Below are 17,121 nucleotides of genomic sequence, written 5' to 3' on the forward strand. Positions count from 1 at the left end.
GAGGCACCGGGAAACCGGTGCCTCCCCCTCCGACGTTCCAGGTCAGCGCTGAAGGATGTCGGTCAGATCGAACTCCAGCTTCACGGGAGCGGAAGTCTTGAGTATCCCCCGGTGGACTGTCGGCCGACCGTAGTCGCCGGATGGGCTGGCCGGGTCCTTCTCGTACTCGAAGACCACCGCGTCGTCCCCGTCCTGCTCGACTCTCCAGAAGAAAGGGACTCCTGCACGGGCATAGAGCTCAGGCTTACGTTCCCTGTCCCTGATCTCCGACTCCGGCGAGACCACCTCCACCGCGAGTTCCACTGCATCGGGCGGAAACCATGTCTGGCCCAGTTTCTTGAAGGCGTCCCTCTTGACCAGCATCAGGTCCGGTTCCGGCCGCTGGCGCTCGGCGAGTTTGACCGAGAACTCCCTCCCCAGCCGAAGACCGCTGGGGGCGTGAGCCTTCAGCTCGTCTCCCAACAGTTCGAGGAACAGCATGTGGAACAGCCTCTGAGGGCTCACGAGTACAAGGCTTCCGTCGATGAGTTCGGTGTGCGGCGGAAGATCCGGGATGCGGTCGAGGTCGTCGGCGGTGAAACCCTCCTGCGGGGGCATGGGGAGCCTCACCTCGCCGAACTCGGAGACCGGGCGCTCGGCCACGGTTGGAACAGACATGTCGCTGCCTCCGGTCGTCGGATCGTTCTCGTCGCCCACGGTAGCCATCTCTGTCACCCCGTCACGGTGTTTTCCTGGATTGTCTCACCCGAGGTCGCGCCGAGGGTGATCCTCGCCGCACTCCCGTGGCCCTCTGGCGCCAGGACGCCCGCCACACGGGCGCTGCGGACCCCTGGCACTAAGATTCATCCCATGACCGTATGGAACAAATAAGGAACCACGGTTATTGTTCTCCATTGTGACGAACATCTGGGGACTGACGCGAAGGTGGCACATCGACCTGTGCCGCTTCGACAGCCACGCGTGTAGCTAGGTCCACGCGCGCCCGTCCGGGCTGCGCGCCGCACACCCGTACCCACCCCCAGATCACCCTCCCGCGGTGATCCGCCCCATCCCCTGAGCCGGGCCCTTCCGTCCCACGGCGCCGACCGCGCCGTCGTTCACCCGCGCCCGGCCGCCTTCCACCACCAATGGAGTCACCTGCCGTGTCCGCGCAGACCACCGTCAAGCGCAAGCGTCCACGCTTCCCGTTCGCCGCCCAGGTCCTGACCGGCCTGGTCCTCGGCCTCCTCCTGGGCGTCGTCGCCCTCCAGCTCGGCACCACCGGCGACGGTGAGCCGAACTGGCTCGCCGTCACCCTGCAGACCGTCGGCTCGACCTTCGTCTCCCTGCTGCGCACGATCGTGCCGCCGCTGATCGTCCTCGCCGTCATCTCCTCGATCGCCAACCTGCGCAACGTCGCCAACGCCGCCCGGCTGGCCTGGAAGACGCTGCTGTGGTTCGCCATCACCGCCCTGATCGCGGTCGCGATCGGCATCACGCTCGGCCTGGTCTTCCGCCCGGGCCTCAACAGCGCGGTGGACGCCTCCACCGCCGCCGAGCCCAGCACCACCGGCTCCTGGCTGGCGTTCATCGAGAGCATCGTCCCGGCGAACTTCCTCGGCCTGGCCGCGAGCACCTCGGCCGCCGACGACGGCTCGCTGTCGACCTCGCTGTCGTTCAACGCCCTGCAGCTCATCGTGATCGCCGTGGTCCTGGGCATCGCCGCGGTGAAGGTCGGCAAGTCCGCCGAGCCCTTCATCAACTTCACCGCCTCGGCCCTGGACGTCGTGCTCAAGGCCCTGTGGTGGGTCATCCGCCTGGCCCCGATCGGCACCGTCGGCCTGCTGGGCAACGCGGTCTACAGCTACGGCTGGACCACCATCGGCGCGCTCGGACAGTTCTCCGTCACCATCTACGTCGGCCTGGCCCTCGTGGTGTTCGTCGTCTACCCGCTGCTCGCCCTCGCCAACGGGCTCTCCCCGCTCAAGTACCTGACGGGTGTGTGGCCCGCCGCCCAGCTCGGCTTCGTGTCCCGCTCCTCCATGGGCACGCTGCCCGTGACCCAGCGGGTCGCCGAGCAGAACTTCGGCGTCCCCCGCCACTACTCCGCGTTCGCGGTGCCCTTCGGCGCGACCACCAAGATGGACGGGTGCGCCGCGATCTACCCGGCGATCTCGGCGATCTTCGTCGCCCAGTTCTTCGGCATCGACCTGGGGATCACCGACTACCTGCTGATCGTGTTCGTCTCGGTCATCGGCTCGGCCGCCACCGCGGGCACCACCGGCGCGACCGTCATGCTGACCCTGACCCTGTCCACCGTGGGCCTGCCCCTGGAGGGCGTCGGCCTGCTGCTCGCCGTCGACCCGATCCTGGACATGGGCCGCACCGCCACCAACGTGGCCGGTCAGGCGTTCATCCCGGCCATCGTGGCCAAGCGCGAGGGCATCATGGACGTGGCCCGCTACCACGCCCCCCGCGGCGTGACCGGCTTCGTGCCGCTCGACGAGGAGCCGGACACCGTCCAGGCCGGGACCGGTACCGACGCCGAGGCCGCCGGGGCCGCGGACGAGGACCCCGGCGCCACCGCGTCCGGGACGTCCGAGAAGAAGGAGACGGCCGGGTCCGGCACGGCCTGACCCCGCTCGACACGGGGCCCGTCCCGACACGACCGCGACGGCCCGCCGGACTCCTCCGGCGGGCCGTCGCGCGTGTCCGTACGGTGAGACACTGACGGCGACGGGAACTGTCCAGGTGCCTCGTTCGTCCCTATTGGACGAGGGAGGCGAGAGGAACGACATGTTGCGCCGCTTGGTAACACCCACAGTGCTGACCGCCGGACTCGCGGCGGCGGTGGTGTCCGCCTCGGTGGTGCCCGCCGCGGCGGACACCCAGGACGGGCTGCCCCCGACACAGGACATCGTCGACGAGCTGGAGAACGACGGTGTCTTCATCGATCCCAGCATCACCACGGTCCCCGACTCCGACATCGGAGCCCTGGAGTCGGCCTCGGCCGAGGCGGACGTCCCCGTGTACTACGTCTTCGTCCCGGAGGGCAACGCCACGTCCGCCGCCGGGGTGGAAGAGTTCATGAATCCCGTCATGGACGAGGTCGGTGACGGCGTGTACGGGGTGCTGTCCGGTTCGGAGAACTTCTTCGTCGTCTCTCCCAACATCGAGGACACCGACGCGATCCGCGCGGAGTCCCTCGCCAACGGCGGTGACCCGCCCAACCCCATCGACACCCTGACGGCGATGCCCGAGGCCGCGGCCGAGACGCAGGAGGCCCCCACCGGGGGCGTCACCTCCGGCGTCGTGCTGCTCGCCGTCCTCGTGCTGCTCGTCGCGGGCGGCGGCTGGTTCGTCTACAACCAGCGCAAGAAGCGCGCCGCAGAGAAGGCCAAACAGCTCGCCGAGATCAAGCAGATGGCCACAGAGGACGTGGTCCGGCTGGGCGAGGACGTCGCGCGGCTGGAGATCGACGTCTCCGCGGTCGACGACGACACCCGCACCGACTACTCGCGGGCCATGGACTCCTATGACCAGGCCAAGTCGCTGCTCGACACCATCCAGGAACCCGACCAGGTGCGGATGGTGACCAGCGCGCTGGAGGACGGCCGCTACTACATGACGGCCACCCGGGCGCGGATGAACGGCGAGGAGGTGCCCGCGCGGCGCGGCCCCTGCTTCTTCAATCCGCAGCACGGCCCGTCCACCACCGACGTCGACTGGGCCCCTCCCGGCGGCTCCCCGAGGTCGGTCACGGCGTGCGACGCCTGTGCCCAGGCGGTGCGCACGGGCGGACAGCCCGACGTGCGCCTGGTCGAGGTCGACGGCGAGCGCCGGCCCTACTACGACGCGGGCCCGGCCTACTCGCCCTACGCCGGCGGCTACTTCGGGATGGACATGATGATGGGCATGTTCACCGGCATGATGATGGGCTCCATGATGGGGTCGATGCTCGGCGGCGGCATGATGGGCGGCGACATGGGCGGCGGAGACATGGGCGGCGACTTCGGTGGCGGCGACATGGGCGGCGGAGACTTCGGCGACTTCGGCGGCTTCGACTTCTGACCGCTACGCACCCGTATGACGCACGCGGCCCCGGGGCTTCCCGGGGCCGTCGTCGTGTCGCGGGAGCACCCGTTACACCGGGGACCGCCGTCCGGCCGCGGCGTCCCGCCGCTCGACCCAGTCGGCGACCTCGGCCGCGGTGTGCTCGGGCCCTGCCGTGGTGGTGTCCAACAGGGTCAGCGGCGGCGTGAGGCGGTCGGCCTCCTCCACCACCCAGTCGGCGAAGTCCAACGTCTCGGCGATGCGCTCCTCGTCCCATCCGCGCCAGGCCGGACGGGACCGCAGCCGTGCGGCCAGGACCCCGGGATCACAGGTCAGCGCGAGGTAGTGCACGTCGGTGAACAGGGCCCGCTCGGGCAGCGGCTCGAACTCCGGCGGGACGACCGTCCCGCACAGCACGACCGGACGCCCGTTCTGCTGCACCATCGCGGCCGTGCGCAGCCAGGTGGAGCGGAACAGGCGGTGGTCGTCGGCGGGATCGCGCAGCCCGCCCACCCACAGCAGGTCCTGTTCGAGGACGACGAACCGGTCCTGGAGCCGTTCCAGCAGCAGCCCGGCGATGGTCGACTTCCCGGTGCCGCTGGGACCGGACACGCAGTACAGCGGTCGCCGCTGGAAGGGCCGGGTCCGGCCGCAGTCCGCGCACAACAGGACCGACGCCCCCGCACTCGTGTCGGGGACGTCGTTCCACGCACCGCAGTGCGTACAGATCAGCGGATGCACCGCCGCCTCAGTCGAAGAGGTCTTCGAGGAAGCTCTTGCGCCGCTTCCGGCCGTAGGGTCGGGGCGAGTCCTTGTAGCCGCCGAAGGGGCGGGGCGAGTCCTTGTAGCCGCCGTAGGGACGCGGGGAGTCCTTGTAGCCGCCGTAGCCACCGCGAGGCGGGTAGCCCCCCTGGGCCGGGTAGCCGCCCTGGGCCGGGTAGGCGGGCGGCGGCGGGGGCGGAGTCGGGGGCGCGGAGGGGTCGGGCGGGACGACGCCGTAGTGCCGCTGCTCGGCGTTGGCGATGGCCTCCAGCTCTCCCCGGTCCAGGAAGATGCCCTGACAGCCCTCACAACGCTCGATGTGGACGCCGTGCCGGTCGAAGGTACGCATGTGGCCTTGGCACTTGGGACAGATCATGACCGGATCCTACGGCCTTCGGTATCCGTTTCGCATATGGGCGGGGCCCGCCGTGGACGTCCTGGCCGCGCACACGGAGAGCCCCGTCGTTCCAGAGCGGTCGGAGGCTCGGGGCTACTCGGGGGAGGCGAGCATGAGCGAGCGGGCGGCCTCGGTGACGCTGCCGGACAGCGACGGGTACACCGCGAAGGTGTGCGCGAGGTCGTCCACCGTCAGGCGCTGCTGGACGGCCACGGACACGGCCAGGATGAGCTCGCTGGCGCGCGGACCGACGATGACGCCGCCCAGCACGATGCCCGTGTGCTGGCGGCAGATGAGTTTGACGAAGCCGTCCTTGACCTCGTTCATCTTGGCGCGCGGGTTGGTGTTCAGCGGCAGGGTGACCGACCGGCCGTCGATACGGCCGCTGCGGACGTCGTCCTCGCTGGCACCGACCGCCGCCAGCTCCGGGTGGGTGAACACCGTGGAGGCCACGGTGGACAGCTTGAGAGGGGACACGGCCTCGCCCAGGGCGTGCCACATGGCGATCCGGCCCTGCATGGCGGCCACCGAGGCCAGCATGTTGACGCCCGTGCAGTCCCCGGCGGCGTAGACGCCCGGGACGGTGGTGCGCGAGACCCGGTCGACCTCCACGAAGCCGCCCTGCGCCAGCCGGACACCGGCCTCCTCCAGCCCCAGGCCCTCGGTGTTGGGGATCATGCCGACCGTCATCAGGCAGTGGCTGCCCTCGACCGTCCGGCCGTCGGACAGGGTGACGAGGACGCCGTCGTCGGTGCGCTGGACCGACTCGGCCCGCGTCTGGCTGAGGACCGTCATGCCGCGGCGCATGAAGACCTCCTCCAGGACCTCGGCGGCGTCGGCGTCCTGCGTGGGCATGACGCGTTCGCGGGAGGAGACGAGGGTCACGTCGGAGCCCAGGGCCTGGTAGGCGCTGGCGAACTCGGCGCCGGTCACACCCGACCCGACCACGATGAGCCGCTCGGGCAGCTCGTCCAGGTCGTAGAGGTGGCGCCATGTGAGGATGCGCTCACCGTCGGGCCTGGCGGTGGGCAGCTCACGCGGGTGGGCTCCGGTCGCCAGCAGAACGACGTCGGCGCGCAGCCGCTGCTCGCCGACCGCGACGATGTGCGGGTCCACGAGGCGGGCCTCGCCCTCGACGACCTTCACGCCCTCCTTGACCAGCCGCTTGCGCGTGTCATCGGACTGAGCCTGGGCGAGGTCCTTGATACGGGGGTTGACCTGCGAGATGTCGACCTCGACCTCGGCCTTGTCCTCGTGGACCGAGGGGATGTTGATCCCGAGGATGTCGGCCTCGCGCACGTACGTGGTGCGGGTCGAGGTGGCGATGAGGCTCTTGGAGGGCACACAGTCGGTGAGCACGCAGGCGCCGCCGATACCGTCGCGGTCCACCACCGTCACGTCCGCGCCGAGCTGTGCGGCGACCAGCGCCGCCTCATAGCCCCCGGGTCCGCCCCCGATGATCACGACCTTCGTCACGCTGCTTCACTCCCTCTGCGGGCTACCCCTGGCCCGTTCCCGGTCCGGGTGACATTCGGGCATGGCGGGGCGCCACCTGGATGTATCGGTTGCCTCCATTGTCGTCTATGGGGACCTGTGCCCACCTCAGCCACCCCGGCGTCCGCGCACCGTGCTTCGCCCCGATTCCGCACTCCGGACACACTGCGTTGCGTTCCGGAACAATCCCACTACACAGCGGTAGCATCCGACTTGTGAGCGAAACAGAGCAGCCGCCCCGGACCACCGACGAGGCGAAGGCCCTGGCGGCCACCGCCGCGAAGGACCTGCTGGCGCGAGCCGGCGCGGACAACTTCGACGCCATGGTCGTGCTCGGCTCCGGCCTGACCGGCGCGGCGGACACGCTGGGCTCGTCGGACATCGAGTTCGACTCCACCGAACTCACCGGCTTCCACACCCCCACCGCCGCAGGGCACTCCGCCAAGGTGCGCAGCATGTGGGTGGGCGAGAAGCGCGTCGCCGTCTTCATGGGGCGCGTTCACGTGTACGAGGGCTACGAGGCGATCGAGACGGCGCACGCCGTGCGCACCGGCATCGCGGCGGGCGCGCGGACGGTCGTGCTCACAGGCTCGGCCGGCTCCCTGCGGGCCGACATCGCGCCCGGTCAGCCGGTGGTCATCCGCGACCACATCAACCTCACTGCGACGTCGCCGCTCAAGGGCGCCTCGTTCGTGGACCTGTCGGAGGCCTACAGTCCCCGACTGAGGCAGATCGTCCACGACGCCGACGCCACGCTCGCCGAGGGCGTCTACGTGGCCACGGTCGGGCCGCAGCTGCAGACCCCCGCCGAACTACAGGTCCTGGGCCAGGCCGGCGCGGACGTGGTGGGCCGCTCGATCGCGCTGGAGACCATCGCCGCGGTGGAGATGGGCGCCGAAGTGCTGGCCCTGGCGATGGTGAGCAACGACGCCCTGGGCGCGGTGTTCCACCCCTTCGAGTCCGAGCGGGCCCTGGAGGTCGCGGAACAGCGCGCCCCGCGCCTGGGCTCGCTCATCAACCGCGTGTTGTCGACCGCCTAGGGTTTTGGGTTGGGTTGGGTTCGGGTTGGGTTCGGGGCGCTTGGGTTCGGGGCGCTTCACACCGGCGCCTTCGTCGTCGACTTGCCTTGCTCGTTCCTCGCTGCGGCCCCGTCTCCTCCTGCAGGCCCCGGCGCGCCCCTCACCCCCTGCTTGCCTTGGGCCTCCGCTCGTTCCTCGCTTCGGCCCGACCAACCCCCCTGTGGTTCCGGTGGGTTGGACCGCTCACCTTTCACCCCCAGGGGTCCCGTGGGCACAAGCGTGCCCCCCCCGGTAGCGCCGAGAGCCGGTATGTACACGTCCGGCCTCTTCGGGTTTCGGAGGGGAGTGCAGCCGCCTGCGCCCAAGGGGGGCGGATGTAGGCCGTCCAGCCAACAGGTGTGCAGGGGGTGAGAGGGAGGCCGTTCAAGCGGCCTCGACCCCAGGGGGTCTATCCGGGCCAAAGCAGATAGGGCTGCGCCGCAGGCGTCCGTTGAGGGTGGTGGCGGGCGACGGTGCGGGCACGAGCGGAGGCCCAAAGAAAACACAGGGGTGAGGGGCGCGCCGGAGCCTGCAGGAGGAGACGTTGCCGCCAGCGAGCTTGCGAGCCAGGCGAGTCGACGACGAAGGACCCGGCGTGAAGCGCCCCGAACCCAACCCGGCATCAAGCGCCCCGAACCAACACAGCCTTCGACCGGACGGGCCGGTACCGGCGTGGCGAGCGTACACCCCGAGGCCTTGGGATGGACGGCACCGGCCGTGGCTCGGTCGAAGGCTGTGCTGCTGGTGGTGTCGTGTCGCGCAGGATCCCCGCAGACCCCGTTGGACTCGCGAACCCGACACCGTTCCTACCGATATTCAGTTGAACCGCGCGCGTCGCCTTCGGAAGGGGTTCGGGCGGGTGGCCATCCGCGCGAAGTCCGCCCGCTCGGAACCATTTCCCTTAGGCATGCCTTACCTAACCAGATGTCGAGGAGTGCGTCAACCCACCCGTGGAAAGACGACGGACCCGGCCGCCCTCAGGGGCGCCGGGTCCGGTCGGGGTCCGTCGGCTCAGGCGAACAGCACCGCGCCCACGACCGTCACGACGGTCGCGGTCAGGATCACGATCACCTCGACCGGCACCATGGTCTGCGGCGCGTCCTCGGCGCCCAGCGCGGCGGGACCGGCCTCGTCCACGTCCTTGATCGGCCCGGTCAGCGGACGCGTCTTGTACCGCTCGGCGTCCTGGCGCAACTGCCGCGCGGCCAGGTCCACCGGCCGCATCCGCGCGGGATCCTCGTCGTCGTCGGGGTCGAGGAAGCCGGCGTCGCGGCGCATGTTGTCGCGGACCTTGGCGCGCTTGGTCTCCCGCAGCGGCCACGAGCGCACGATCGCCCGCCTCGTGTGCACCCGCAGCACGTCGGTGACGTCCACCCACTGGACCGCGGCCCACGGCACGAAGGTCTCCCGCAGCGGATTGATCACCCGCAGCCCCCGCTCGGTGACCGCCACCCGCGGCCGCAGCCACACGAGGTAGACCACGGCCACGCTGGCGGTCAGCACGGCGCCGGCGATCCACGCCTGGCGGCCCTCCCCCCGGAACAGCACGTCCAGGAGCAGGAGCACCGCGACCACGATCCACGCCGCCGCCAGCACGCGTGTGGGCGCGGAGTAGTGGCTCGTGGGGTTGGTCGGCTCCATCAGTCGGTCGCCCACTTCAACTGCGCGAAGCCCGGCTTGATGATGCCGTTGATCAGGGCCAGCCGCTCGTCGAAGGGCAGGAACGCCGACTTCATCGCGTTGACCGTGAACCACTCCAGGTCGTCCCAGCCGTACCCGAACGCCTCGGACAGCTTGGCGAACTCCTCCGACAGGCTGGTCCCGCTCTGCAGCCGGTTGTCGGTGTTGACCGTGACGCGGAAGCGCAGGTCGTGCAGGAGCCGGATCGGGTGCTCGGCGATGGACTCGGCCGCGCCGGTCTGCACGTTCGAGCTCGGGCACATCTCCAGCGGCACGCGCTTGTCGCGCACGTACTGGGCGAGCCGGCCCAGCACGGGCACGCCGTTCTCGTTCTCGGTGATGTCGTCGATGATGCGCACGCCGTGGCCGAGGCGGTCGCACCCGCACCACTGGAGGGCCTCCCAGATCGACGGCAGGCCGAACGCCTCGCCGGCGTGGATCGTGAAGTGGAAGTTCTCCCTCCGCAGGTACTCGAAGGCGTCCAGGTGGCGGGTCGGCGGGTTCCCGGCCTCGGCGCCCGCGATGTCGAAACCGCTCACGCCCGCGTCCCGGTAGCGGACCGCGAGCTCGGCGATCTCGGAGGACCGCGCGGCGTGGCGCATCGCCGTCACCAGTTGCCCGGTGCGGATGCTGCGGCCGCGGTCGGCGGCGCGCTTCTCGCCCAGTTCGAGCCCTTCCTGGACGGCCTCCACGACCTCCTCCAGGGTCAGGCCGCCCTCCAGGTGCTGCTCGGGCGCGTAGCGCAGTTCGGCGTAGACGACGCCGTCGGCGGCCAGGTCCTCGGCGGCCTCGGAGGCGACCCGGACCAGGCCCTCACGGGTCTGCATGACGGCGGTGGTGTGCGCGAAGGTCTCCAGGTAGCGCTCCAGCGACCCCGAGTCCGACGCGTCGCGGAACCACACGCCCAGTTCGGCGGGATCGTTGGTGGGCAGGCCGGTGTAACCGGTCTCGGCCGCCAGTTCGACGACGGTGGACGGGCGGAGGCCGCCGTCGAGGTGGTCGTGCAGGAGGACCTTCGGCGCCCGACGGATCTGCTCGATGGTGAGTGGCTGGTTCATGCGTTTCAGGATGCCACCTGGCCGCCGTCCCCTCCGCCACGCCGGGGTGAAGTTGCCGAAAATACGGCAGAAGCCGAGGTGGGGCGCCCGTGCCGCGGTGTCGTACTATGCGCTGTCTCGCGCGGGTGGCCGGGCGTCCCCCCTGGTGGATCGGCCGCCTCAGGCGAGGGCCTGGTCGTCCACGCCGGCTTTGGGACGGGAGGCCCCCCACAGTGCGGTCAGTGCCGTGGTCACCATGAACCGGGTGCCCACGCCGATGGCCCGCTCGTCCACGTCGAATCCGCCGCGGTGCAGGTCCAGCATCGGCCCCTCCCAGTCCGGGGAGTGCGTGCCCAGCCGTGCCAGGGCGCCCGGGACGTGCTCCAGGTACCACGCGAAGTCCTCCCCGCCCAGGCTCTGCGGGGTGGCCGAGACCGCGTCGGAGCCCAGCGCGAGCGTGACCGCCTCGCGCATCATCTCGACGCTGCCCGACTCGTTGATGGTGGGGGGCACGCCCCGGCGGTAGGTGACCTCCGCCTCGGCGCCGTAGGCGCTGGCCACCGACTCGACCAGGCCCTTGACGATGTCGGGGGCCGCGTGCCATGCCTCGTCGTCCAGGCAGCGCACGGTCCCCTCCGCGACGGCGTCGTCGGGGATGACGTTGGGTGCCGAACCGGCGCTGATGCGGCCCCACACCAGGCTGAAGCCCGCACGGGGGTCGATGCGCCGGGACAGCGCGGCGGGCAGTTCGGTGACCACCTTGCCCATCGCGTAGACGAGGTCGGAGGTCAGGTGCGGGCGGGCCGTGTGCCCGCCGGGCCCGGAGAGGCGCACCATGAGCTGGTCGCAGGCGGCGGTGATGCCGCCCGAGCGCAGCCCGACCTTCCCGACCATCAGGCGCGGGTCGCAGTGCAGGGCGAAGATGCGGTCCACGCCCTCCAGCGCCCCCGCGTTGACCACCTCCACGGCACCGCCGGGCAGTTCCTCCGCGGGCTGGAAGACGAGCCTGACGCGGCCGGGCAGGGCGCCCGCCCGGGCCTGCTGGGCGAGGAAGACCCCCGTCGCCAGCAGGACCGTGGTGTGCACGTCGTGTCCGCAGGCGTGGGCGACGCCGGGGACGGTGGAGCGGTAGGGCACGTCCTTCTCGTCCGAGAGGGGCAGCGCGTCGATGTCCGCGCGCAGGGCGACCAGGGGGCCGGAACCGGAGCCGACGTCGCAGACCAGCCCGGTCCCCTGGGGGAGCTCCCTGGGTTCCAGCCCGACCGAGCGCAGCCGTTCGGCGATCCGCCCCGTGGTGCGGTGTTCCGCGAAGGCCAGCTCGGGGTGCATATGCAGATCCCGGCGGAAGCCGGTGAACTCCCGCTCATGGCGCGCCAGAAAAGCGGTCAACTGTTCCGGCAGGTCACGTCCCTGCATGCGAGGGTCCCCTCTTCGTTCACGTCTTAGCGTGCACCGGCTCCATCGCCGACACCGACTTCTGCACGGGTGGGATGGTCGCCCCGGAACTCGGCTGCGAGCATGTCGACGACGTCGTCCAGCGAACCGCCCTCGGCGACGACCGCGCGCTGCCTTTCGTAGGAGGCACCCTTGTCCAGGATCTCGGAGATCAGGTCCAGGTCCTCGGCGCAGCCCAGGCGGGCCGCGACGGGCGTCAGCTCACGCACCAGCTCGTACAGGTCGTCCCGGAGCGGAACGGTGGTTCCGTGCAGGTCCGTGATGACACGGGCGTCGAGTCCGTAGCGGGTGGCCCGCCACTTGTTGTCCCGTACCAGCCAGGACGGCGGGCTGGGCAAGCCGTACCCGCGGTCGAGCTGGTGGTCGAACAGCTCGACCAGGCTCTGCGAGAGCGCGGCGGCCATTCCCACCTCGCGCAGTGTGGGAATCCCGTCGAACATCCGGATCTCGATGGTTCCGAAATCAGGGTGCGGACGGATGTCCCACCACACTTCCTTGATAGAGGCGATGGTACCCGCCCTGAGTAGCGTTTCGATGTATTCCTCAAAAGCCGTCCAGTGCGGGAGGTTCACGGGAGGTCCGGACGTCGGCAGGGCACCGAAGATGATCGATCGCGAGGACGCGAGTCCGGTGTCCGCCCCGCTCCAGAATGGGCTGGAAGCACTCAAAGCGAGGAAATGAGGCAGATACTTCGCGAGGGCGTTCACCATGGGAATGGCCTTGTCCCGGCTGCGCACCCCCACATGGACGTGGACACCACAGGTGAGGATCCTGCGCGCCAACCACTGCATGCGGTCGACCAGCTCGCCGTAGCGCGCGCCGGGACTGAAGGACTGGTCCCGCCAGTCGTCGATCGGATGGGTCCCCGAGCAGGTCAGCGTGGTGCCGCGCGGATCGAGGACCTCCCTCATGCGGCCCACGTTGCGCGCCAGGTCGTCTTTGGCCTCGCCCACCGTCTCGCAGATCCCCGTCACGACCTCCACCTGCGACTGCATGAGCTCGTGCCGCAGCGGGGGCGCGGCGTCCTCACTCAGATCGGGGAGGTCGGCCAGGAGCTCCCGCGCCTCCTGACGCAGGTGGCGGCTGCGACGATCGACCAGCTGGAGTTCCCACTCCACACCGAGCGTCGCGCGTTCGGACGACTTGAATGCGATTCCCATCTGCCCTCCGGGGGGTGTTTGCCGACCGCCGTGGTCGGCGCACCTTCGAGCCCCGGCGAACCGGTCAACCGGGACAGAAGAGGACTACCCTTCCCACACCGCGCGCATACGGGGATATGTACCCGGCCACAGGAGGAATTCCTGAAAATGTCGAAACGGGTTCAGCGGTCGCGCCGCCGCACCCGTCCCAGCAGCCCGGCGACCGCTCCCCCGGCCCCGGCGGCACCCACCAGCGCGGCGATCCCCGCGACGATCCGCTGGTCGGCGCGGCGCCGGTCGGGCGCCGACGCCGGCGCCCGGGGCGTCGGCCCCTGCCGGGACCAGTCCAGGCCGTTCTCCTCGGGCAGCGACAGCGTCCCGGTGTAGGGCGCCGGCATCGGGAGCCAGGTGGCCGTCCAGGCCGCGCTGAACATCACCAGGCGCATCACCAGGTTGATCCACACGAGCAGCCCGACGAGCACCGCGAACGACGCGTAGACGGGATTGCTGAGGGTTCCGGCGAGCAGCACCGCCGCGGTCGCCTTGAGCGCCTCGAAGCCCACGGCACCGAGCAGAGCGCCGCGCCACATCATCCGCATCGGCCGACCGCTGCCCGAGAGGAACGTGAAGACCAGCATGAACAGGACCATGTTCATGAAGATCGCGACGGCCAGGGCCAGCAGGCGCAGCAACACGTTGGCCCACACCGAGCCGTCCAACCCGACCAGGGCCAGCGACCAGGCCGTGGCCGCCTGCCCGATGCTGGTGAAGGACACGGTGAGCAGCAGCGCCAGCCCCAGCCCGCCCATGACGAACAGGTCGCCCGCCTTGCGCAGCAGGACGTTCGGGCCCTCCTTGACGCTCTTGAGCCAGATCGAGTGCAGTGCCTGGCGCAGGGCCGACACCGAGTTCAGGCCCGCGTAGAGCAGGCCGAGCAGACCCAGGACTCCGGCGCCCACCCGGGCCTGGGCGATCTGGTCCATGGGCAGCTCCTCCGACAGGCCCGGCAGCACACCGTCGATCCCCTCTTCGAGGGTGGCGGTGAGCTCGACCTGCATCGAGGCCAGGTAGCCGACCACGGCGAAGGCCAGCGCGAGCAGCGGAAAGAAGGACAGGAACGCGAAGTAGGTGACCGCCCCGGCGAGCTGGTTGCCGTTGCGGTCCGCGTAGCGCTCGTAGGCGCGTACCGCGTGGTCCACGACGGGGTGGCGGCGCCGGAGCCGCCAGTACGCGTCCATCGACAGGTTCTGGTAGTGCCGGGCCCAGTCCTTCGCCCTGTCCAGCGCTGCCGCCATACGGTCCTTCCCCTGCCGGCCCCAAAGTGTGGGACACCCTAGTGCAGTGGCGGCACGGTGTGGGGACGCCACGCGCGGATCCGCGGCGGCACACGGCAGACTTGGGGTAGGAGCTGTCAGGGGGATCCGGGAGAAGGGAGACGTCCGGTGGGGGGCGCGGGGGCGCGGTTGCGTGCTGTGTTGGGGGTGCGGTCGGCGGGACCGCTCGGTGAGTGGTCGGCCGAGGCCCCGGACCCGGACGAGCTGGCGAAGGAGTACCTGGAGCGGTTCGGCGAGGCGCCCGCGGGGGTGTGGCGTGCGCCGGGCCGGCTGGCGCTGATGGGCGAGCACACGACGGTCGCCGCGGGCCCGGCCCTGTACGCCGCACTGCCCTGGGGTGTGACGGCGGCGGTCGGGGAGGCGCCGGGCGCGGGCGTGCACGTGGCGACGCCCCTCGGCGCCGTGCGGCCCAAGGAGGCCGCGGCGCGGGCCGTGGCCGGGGCGGTGGCCGACGCGCGCCGGAACGGCTCACTGGCGCCCGACGCGGGGGTCCGGGTGCTGCTGGACGCCGATCTGCCCGAGCACGCGTCCCTGGGGCGCACGGCGGCCACGCGCAGCGCGGTGGCCCTGGCCCTGGCCGACATGGGCGGCGACCCTCCTCCCGAGGGGGCCGAGGCGGACGCGCGGGTGGCCATGGTCGCCCGGCCGGGCTGCGCGGTGCGCGTCAACCCCAGGGGGATGGCGTCGACGGTCCTGCCGTTCGACCTGGCCGCCGAGGGCCTGCGCCTGCTCGTCATCGACACCGGTGCCCTGCCCCGCCGCGATCCGCGCCCCGCCCGTGAGGCGGAGCTGGCGCGCGCCCAGGAGATCCTCGGCCCGCTGCGCACGGTCCGGGACCTGCCCGCGGCACTGCGCGAGCTGCGCGACCCGGTGCTGCGCACCCGAGTGGAGTACGCGGTGACGGAGACGCACCGCCTCAACGCGGCGGTGGGCCTGCTGCGCGCGGGCCGCTCCGCGGAGGTCGGTCCGGTGCTGACCGCCTCGCACCTGTCCCTGCGCCGGTTCGACCTGCCCACGCCGGAGGTGGACCTCGCCGCGGAGACCGCGGCCCGGGCGGGGGCCCGCGGTGTGCGCATGTCCGGGTGGCGCGGCACCGCCCTGGCGCTGGCCTCCGAGGACCGGGCCGACCGCATCACGGACGCGCTCACCCGAGCCTTCACCGACCGGGGCCGGGTGGCGCCCCGCGTACGGGCGGCCGTGCCCTCGGCCGGTGCCCACCGTTTGAGATGACCTCGGTTCGGACGGATCAGGGCGAACCCGGCTACCCTTTCTGCGATCACATAGCCAGGAAGCACACCCAGACGTCCCCGGCGCGGAGCAGATAGGCGAATCGATGGCTGACCGAAGGAGCGACCCCGGCTCGACCGGTGAACACAACAAGGCGGGAGTGTTCCGACGAGGCGGCACACCCGGTCGGCCCGACCAGTTCGAGAAGCTCTACCGTTCGCGCGAGTCCGAGCAGGCGTCGTCCGGCGGACCGCGTCGGCTGCCCAAGGCCGGCGGCGTCCCGCCGGTGCGCCGGACCCCGCCCAAGCGCACGACCCACTCGGCCGGGCGCGAGTACGACGGGCGGGGGATCGCGCGCCGCGCGAAGGAGAAGCGGCGCAAGCGCGTCTCCACCGTCGTGACGAGCACGCTGGTGGTCCTGCTGGTGGTCCTCATCGGCGTGCCGACCGCGTTCTACCTGTGGGCCAACTCACGCCTGCAGCACGTGGAGGCGCTCCTGGACTACGACGAGCGCCCGGACCGCCAGGACGGCACGACCTACCTCATCGTGGGGTCGGACAGCCGCGAGGGCCTGGACGACGACCAGGTCCGCGACTTGGCCACCGGCCGGGCCGAGGGGCGGCGCACCGACTCGATCATGCTGCTGTACATCCCGGACGACGGCGACCCGACGATCATCAGCGTGCCGCGCGACTCGTACGTGCCGCTGGCCATCCCGGGTTTCGCGGACAACAAGATCAACGCCTCGTTCGCCGACGCCGTGTGCGGGACCGATGAGGAGGGCGAGGAGATCTGCGGCGGGCCCGCCCCACTGGTGGAGACCTTCGAGCGCGCCTCGGGTGTGCGCGTCGACCACTACGTCGAGATCGGCATGGGCGGATTCGTCTCCCTGGTCGACGCCGTCGGTGGCGTGGAGCTGTGCCCCGAGGAGCCGATGGTGGACCCGAAGGCGGGCCTGGACATCGAGGCGGGCTGCCAGGAGATGGACGGCGGCACGGCACTGGGCTACGTGCGCACCCGTGCCACCCCGCGCGCCGACCTGGACCGCATCCAGCGCCAGCGCGAGTTCTTCTCCGCACTCGTGCAGAAGGCCAGCGACCCGGCGACCCTGTTCAACCCGGTCCGCGCCATTCCGCTCGTCACCGCGGGCACCGACACGTTCATGGTGGACGAGGGCGACCGCCTCCGCCACCTGGCCACGATGATGCTGGCCCTGCGCGGCGGTACGCAGACCACGTCGGTCCCGGTGGGCAGCACCCCGACCCTCGACGGCGTCGGCTCCGTCGTGCTCTGGGACGAGGCACGCTCGGAGGAGTTGTTCAACGCCATCCGCGAGGGCGAACCCATCCCCGAGAGCGCCATGGCGGACTGACAGTTGTGTCTTTTGGGGGCCTTCGCTGTGTTTTTTTTGGGGCCTCCGCTCTGTGTTTTCTTGGGGCCTCCGCTCGTTCCTCGCTTCGGCCCGTGCTCGGGGCGCGCCAGTGTTCTTCGTCGTCGACTTGCCTG

At 70.9% G+C, this 17,121-nt stretch carries 14 protein-coding genes; 5 read left to right on the forward strand and 9 right to left on the reverse strand.

Translation table 11 applies throughout. From position 1 onward, the window contains the following. Positions 1 to 42: 42 nt before the first annotated feature. Positions 43 to 657: a Uma2 family endonuclease gene (locus tag M1P99_RS07020; RefSeq protein WP_304455609.1), complete on the reverse strand. Its 615-nt coding sequence runs from the start codon at positions 655 to 657 to the stop codon at positions 43 to 45. 485 nt (positions 658 to 1,142) lie between these two features. On the opposite strand from M1P99_RS07020, the gene M1P99_RS07025 reads away from it, so the two are divergent. Together M1P99_RS07025 and M1P99_RS07030 are read left to right on the forward strand one after the other, a co-directional pair. Next, complete coding sequence (locus M1P99_RS07025; protein WP_304451846.1) at positions 1,143 to 2,615, forward strand: dicarboxylate/amino acid:cation symporter; 1,473 nt, start codon at positions 1,143 to 1,145, stop codon at positions 2,613 to 2,615. Between the two features lie 187 nt (positions 2,616 to 2,802). Further along, on the forward strand, positions 2,803 to 4,050 hold the full coding sequence (locus tag M1P99_RS07030) for a chemotaxis protein CheA (protein WP_304455610.1): 1,248 nt from the start codon (positions 2,803 to 2,805) through the stop codon (positions 4,048 to 4,050). A gap of 72 nt (positions 4,051 to 4,122) precedes the next feature. Here M1P99_RS07030 and M1P99_RS07035 read toward each other — a convergent pair whose 3' ends face one another. The 3 genes from M1P99_RS07035 to M1P99_RS07045 form a co-directional block, all read right to left on the reverse strand. Then, the gene (locus M1P99_RS07035) at positions 4,123 to 4,773 is read right to left on the reverse strand and encodes an AAA family ATPase (protein ID WP_304451847.1); all 651 of its coding nucleotides are present in this window, start codon (positions 4,771 to 4,773) and stop codon (positions 4,123 to 4,125) included. Between the two features lie 7 nt (positions 4,774 to 4,780). Further along, the gene (locus M1P99_RS07040) at positions 4,781 to 5,170 is read right to left on the reverse strand and encodes a zf-TFIIB domain-containing protein (protein WP_304451848.1); all 390 of its coding nucleotides are present in this window, start codon (positions 5,168 to 5,170) and stop codon (positions 4,781 to 4,783) included. Positions 5,171 to 5,284: 114 nt separating this feature from the next. Then, positions 5,285 to 6,667, reverse strand: a complete 1,383-nt coding sequence (locus M1P99_RS07045) for an NAD(P)H-quinone dehydrogenase (RefSeq protein ID WP_304451849.1) — start codon at positions 6,665 to 6,667, stop codon at positions 5,285 to 5,287. Between the two features lie 233 nt (positions 6,668 to 6,900). Here M1P99_RS07045 and M1P99_RS07050 point away from each other — a divergent pair, with 233 nt between their 5' ends. Beyond that, positions 6,901 to 7,725 carry a purine-nucleoside phosphorylase gene (locus M1P99_RS07050; protein WP_304451850.1) on the forward strand — a complete coding sequence of 275 codons (825 nt, stop codon included), beginning with the start codon at positions 6,901 to 6,903 and terminating at the stop codon, positions 7,723 to 7,725. Between the two features lie 1,029 nt (positions 7,726 to 8,754). On the opposite strand, the gene M1P99_RS07055 is transcribed toward M1P99_RS07050, so the two are convergent. From M1P99_RS07055 to M1P99_RS07075, 5 genes are all read right to left on the reverse strand, one after another. Continuing rightward, positions 8,755 to 9,384 (reverse strand): PH domain-containing protein, encoded by a 630-nt coding sequence (locus M1P99_RS07055; RefSeq protein WP_304451851.1) that lies wholly within the window; start codon positions 9,382 to 9,384, stop codon positions 8,755 to 8,757. Then, entirely contained in the window at positions 9,384 to 10,481 is a 1,098-nt protein-coding gene (locus M1P99_RS07060) for an adenosine deaminase (protein ID WP_304451852.1), read from the reverse strand. The genes M1P99_RS07055 and M1P99_RS07060 overlap by 1 nt, the downstream gene beginning before the upstream one ends. 159 nt (positions 10,482 to 10,640) lie before the next feature. Beyond that, a complete protein-coding gene (locus M1P99_RS07065) occupies positions 10,641 to 11,876 on the reverse strand; it encodes a M20 family metallopeptidase (RefSeq protein ID WP_304451853.1) in 1,236 nt (411 codons plus the stop codon). Positions 11,877 to 11,902: 26 nt separating this feature from the next. Continuing rightward, positions 11,903 to 13,075, reverse strand: coding sequence for a glutamate--cysteine ligase (locus M1P99_RS07070; protein WP_304451854.1), 1,173 nt, complete (start codon positions 13,073 to 13,075; stop codon positions 11,903 to 11,905). Positions 13,076 to 13,236: 161 nt separating this feature from the next. Beyond that, positions 13,237 to 14,349 (reverse strand): YihY/virulence factor BrkB family protein, encoded by a 1,113-nt coding sequence (locus M1P99_RS07075; RefSeq protein WP_304451855.1) that lies wholly within the window; start codon positions 14,347 to 14,349, stop codon positions 13,237 to 13,239. Between the two features lie 147 nt (positions 14,350 to 14,496). On the opposite strand from M1P99_RS07075, the gene M1P99_RS07080 reads away from it, so the two are divergent. Next, positions 14,497 to 15,618 (forward strand): galactokinase family protein, encoded by a 1,122-nt coding sequence (locus tag M1P99_RS07080; RefSeq protein ID WP_304451856.1) that lies wholly within the window; start codon positions 14,497 to 14,499, stop codon positions 15,616 to 15,618. 103 nt (positions 15,619 to 15,721) lie between these two features. Continuing rightward, positions 15,722 to 16,987, forward strand: a complete 1,266-nt coding sequence (locus M1P99_RS07085; RefSeq protein ID WP_304451857.1) for an LCP family protein — start codon at positions 15,722 to 15,724, stop codon at positions 16,985 to 16,987. The last annotated feature ends 134 nt before the right edge of the window (positions 16,988 to 17,121 follow it).

The organism is Nocardiopsis sp. YSL2 (assembly GCF_030555055.1).
Lineage (GTDB): Bacteria > Actinomycetota > Actinomycetes > Streptosporangiales > Streptosporangiaceae > Nocardiopsis.

Excerpts from the sequence above, each read along its gene's own strand:
- M1P99_RS07040 (WP_304451848.1), bottom strand. The coding sequence starts at position 5,170 with ATGATCTGTCCCAAGTGCCAAGGCCACATGCGTACCTTCGACCGGCAC.
- M1P99_RS07075 (WP_304451855.1), bottom strand. The coding sequence starts at position 14,349 with ATGGCGGCAGCGCTGGACAGGGCGAAGGACTGGGCCCGGCACTACCAG.
- M1P99_RS07070 (WP_304451854.1), bottom strand. The coding sequence starts at position 13,075 with ATGGGAATCGCATTCAAGTCGTCCGAACGCGCGACGCTCGGTGTGGAG.
- M1P99_RS07065 (WP_304451853.1), bottom strand. The coding sequence starts at position 11,876 with ATGCAGGGACGTGACCTGCCGGAACAGTTGACCGCTTTTCTGGCGCGC.
- M1P99_RS07020 (WP_304455609.1), bottom strand. The coding sequence starts at position 657 with ATGTCTGTTCCAACCGTGGCCGAGCGCCCGGTCTCCGAGTTCGGCGAG.
- M1P99_RS07085 (WP_304451857.1), top strand. The coding sequence starts at position 15,722 with ATGGCTGACCGAAGGAGCGACCCCGGCTCGACCGGTGAACACAACAAG.
- M1P99_RS07060 (WP_304451852.1), bottom strand. The coding sequence starts at position 10,481 with ATGAACCAGCCACTCACCATCGAGCAGATCCGTCGGGCGCCGAAGGTC.
- M1P99_RS07055 (WP_304451851.1), bottom strand. The coding sequence starts at position 9,384 with ATGGAGCCGACCAACCCCACGAGCCACTACTCCGCGCCCACACGCGTG.